The 3,526-nt window shown below is 35.8% G+C and carries 2 protein-coding genes; both read right to left on the reverse strand.

From position 1 onward, the window contains the following. Positions 1-149: 149 nt before the first annotated feature. Positions 150-1,697: a DHA2 family efflux MFS transporter permease subunit gene (locus tag HMPREF0023_RS14240; RefSeq protein ID WP_004639199.1), complete on the reverse strand. Its 1,548-nt coding sequence runs from the start codon at positions 1,695-1,697 to the stop codon at positions 150-152. Between the two features lie 25 nt (positions 1,698-1,722). Continuing rightward, positions 1,723-2,790, reverse strand: coding sequence for an HlyD family secretion protein (locus HMPREF0023_RS14245; protein ID WP_008942425.1), 1,068 nt, complete (start codon positions 2,788-2,790; stop codon positions 1,723-1,725). Between the last annotated feature and the right edge of the window lie 736 nt (positions 2,791-3,526).

Genomic DNA, 3,526 nt, shown 5'->3' on the forward strand with positions numbered 1-3,526 from the left:
AAGTTTATATGTTGTCTTAATCATAAGATATAACCTTTAAAACTTATATAAGTATTTTCGTCCCCAAGACAACCTAATACTTATATAAATATTATTTTTATTTAAAATTTATTTTCCATCTTATGGAAATTTACCCTCTAATATATTTTTTAGACTTTCATTTTCTTCCCCCTATCCATAAAAAATGTTAGAAAGGCTGCAACAAACATAATAATTGCAAGCATACGCAGTAAATCATTAAAACTTGATGTCAATGCTTGATAATGAATGTCACGATAAATAATACTGAGTGCAATTTGTTGAGCATTTGCCCCCACTTCTTGATATTGCGCGGTGAGTTGTTCTAAACGCTCTACAAAAACCCAATTCTGTGGCGTCATATATTGATTTAATTCCGTGACGTGTAATGCTGTTAGCCAATCTAGGGATGAGTTGATTAATGCAAGCCCCACGGCCCCACCAATATTCCGCATCAGGTTATAAATCCCACTGGCATCAGCAATTTTATTCAATGGCAATGTACTCATCGCAAGATGTGAAACCACAATCAAACAAATCATCAGGCCGATACCACGATATATTTGCGGCCAAAACATAAAGTCATAATCACTGTGAATACTTAAATGTGAGTTTAGCCATACACCAAATCCCGCCATAATCATCCCAACGAAAACAGTTTTTCTGGTATCGAAATTTGGAATCAACCATGCTAAAAATGGAGCAAAACAGAACATCACCACACCTGTGACCATCATGATATGTCCAATTTGGCTGCTATTCATTTCTCGTACTTGACCAAGAAAAACGGGGATCATGTATCCCAAACCGTATAACGCCATACCGATCACAAAAGTGATAATGGCACTTAGGGTAAAATTCTTATTTTTAAAAACACTCAAGTCCAACAATGGCTTAGGTTGTGTGAAGCTTCGATAGAAAAATATCAATCCCCCTGCAATACAAATCAAAAATGCAGTGCGAACGCCTGTATCAACTAACCATTCGTGTCTAGCGCCTTCATCGAGGAAATATTCCAAACCGCCCAAAAACATTGCCATAGCAATAAGGCTGATCCAGTCCATTTTTTTCAGTAAGCTATGATCTGCGCGATCAATGTCTGGTCCTGAAAAAATAATCGTTGCAATGATGATTCCAGGAATAATATTGATCAGGAACATCCAGTGCCATGAAAAACTATTTGTTAACCAACCACCAACAGTGGGCCCAATCGCAGGTCCTAAGGTGCTAATCATGCCAAACAAAACCAAAGGCAATGCACGTCTAGCTTCAGGAAATAGTAAATAAAGCGCTGTCATTGAGGTTGGAATCATACCGCCCCCCATAAACCCTTGTATGGCACGAAATACAAGTAAACTTTCAAGATTCCATGCCATTGCACAAAGTAGAGAACTAATCGTGAATCCAACTGCACAAATCGTGTAATAAATCCTTGTCGATAAAACTCTCGAGATAATGCTAGACATCGGAATCGCAATAATTTCAGCAATCAAATACACCGTTTGAACCCAAGTGACTTCATAACGGCTTGCGCTCATTCCTGCTTGAACTTCATTTAAAGAACTCGCAACAATTTGAATGTCTAAAATCGCCATAAAATTGCCAAAAATCATGGCTATAAAAATGACCCACGCGACTTTAGTCGGGAATTTCCATTCCTCATTTAGACGCTTATCCATGTTTAAGTCCCTAAAATCGCAATGCTTAAGTTTTTAAATTGACCTTGGCTTTAACAGACATACCGGGCTTGATAAGCTCAATATGGGGACTTGGATCAATTGCAATTCGAACAGGAATTCGTTGAACAACTTTATTAAAGTTCCCTGTTGCATTGTCGGGGGGCATAAGCGAAAAGGTTGCTCCTGATGCAGGAGAAAAGCTTTCAATTTTTCCTGTATAAGTTAGGCTTGGATAAGCATCTAACTTTAAGGAAACCGTTTGCCCGATATGCATTTTTTGGATTTGTGTTTCTTTAAAGTTTGCTTGTACATATAAACTATTATCAGGAATAATCGCCATTAAGCGAGTTTGTGGACTTACACGAGAGCCCTTTTGTATTGCCAAACTACCTACTTTGCCAGTTACAGGACTTATAATCCTTGCTGATGCTAAATCTATTTGATAAAGGTCTAAACTCGCCTTTGCATTTTGAATATCAGCCAGTAATTGTGCGCGACTCGCTTTTAAACTACCAAACTGAGCTTCTGCTGCATTTACACCTGCTAATGCACGACTAAGTTGAGCCTGTGCCGATAAATATTGGGATTGAATATTTTCAAAATTTTGTCGCGTAATCACGCCATCCTTTAATAAATCTTGATAACGTAGAAAATCTTTTTTTAGACGTGATAAATCTGCTTGAGCAGCAAGCACACCACTATTTGCTTCGTGAATTGAAGATTGTGCTGATTTTTCATTTTGTTCTTGAACGGCCAGTGCCGCTTCTTTTAATGTAACTAATGATTTTGCTTGATTAAGTCTCGCTTGATAATCACGTTGATCTAGTACTGCTAACGTCTCACCTTTTTTGACAAATTGGTTGTCATTAATAACCAACTCAACCACTTCACCTGTGACTTTTGGTATTACCCAAGTGAGATCAGCTTGAACATAGGCGTTATCTGTAGATTGATAGAATCGAAATATAAAAAAGTAGTACATCACCCCAATCAATAGAAATAGCGAAAGTAGTGAAAATACGATCCAGGTGATTTTTTGTTTCTTATGGACTTTAACTTCTGGTTCTACTTCTACACGCGCTATAGTTTCCATATTTTATTCCGCATTTTGTAATATAAATTCTTTTATTTCGTTCTAAAGATTTCTACAACTTTCACTTATTCAAGCAGAATAAATGGTTATAGGCATCAAATTGGCGGGAATTATCAATCTCGATGTAATTTGCTGTCATTGACCAGAATTTCAATACACTTGTGCATTTAAGCCAATTACTTTTGATGAATTTATATGAAAACGATAATTATTTACCAAATTAAATCCATGTAAATTTCTTCGTTTAAAACCAATATATCCATATGTTATAAAACAATTTTTTTTATTATTTTTGATTAGAATACTTAGTGGTTACTACTCTTTCAGGAAGCACAAGCACTCATAATCACATACAGAACTGTACGCATTATTTATGGTTGTAGAAATGTAACCAAACCTCTTATATGAACGCCAAATCTAAATGTAGTGGATTAAATTTTTATAAATTTGTCGTAAAGTAGACAAAGTCCGATAGAAAAATGCGTAGTATTAATAAGTGAAAAGATTTAGTAAAAATAACTAAATTCACATGCATATCGTATTGGTTTTTGAGATATGTTGTTTTCGTCGTGTCTGCTTTCCCAAGAGCCATAAGAAATCAAAGGATTCGATTTCTTATCTGACACGATGAAACAACATCTACTCATACAAAATAATATTTATTAAACGGAAGAAACAAATATGGATTCAGGGTTGATTACACTTTTTTTACCGATTGCCTTAGCAATAGTTATGG

The organism is Acinetobacter sp. ATCC 27244, assembly GCF_000156555.1.
Lineage (GTDB): Bacteria > Pseudomonadota > Gammaproteobacteria > Pseudomonadales > Moraxellaceae > Acinetobacter > Acinetobacter haemolyticus.

Coding starts and splice junctions, on each gene's coding strand:
- HMPREF0023_RS14240 (WP_004639199.1), bottom strand. CDS start 1,697: ATGGATAAGCGTCTAAATGAGGAATGGAAATTCCCGACTAAAGTCGCG.
- HMPREF0023_RS14245 (WP_008942425.1), bottom strand. CDS start 2,790: ATGGAAACTATAGCGCGTGTAGAAGTAGAACCAGAAGTTAAAGTCCAT.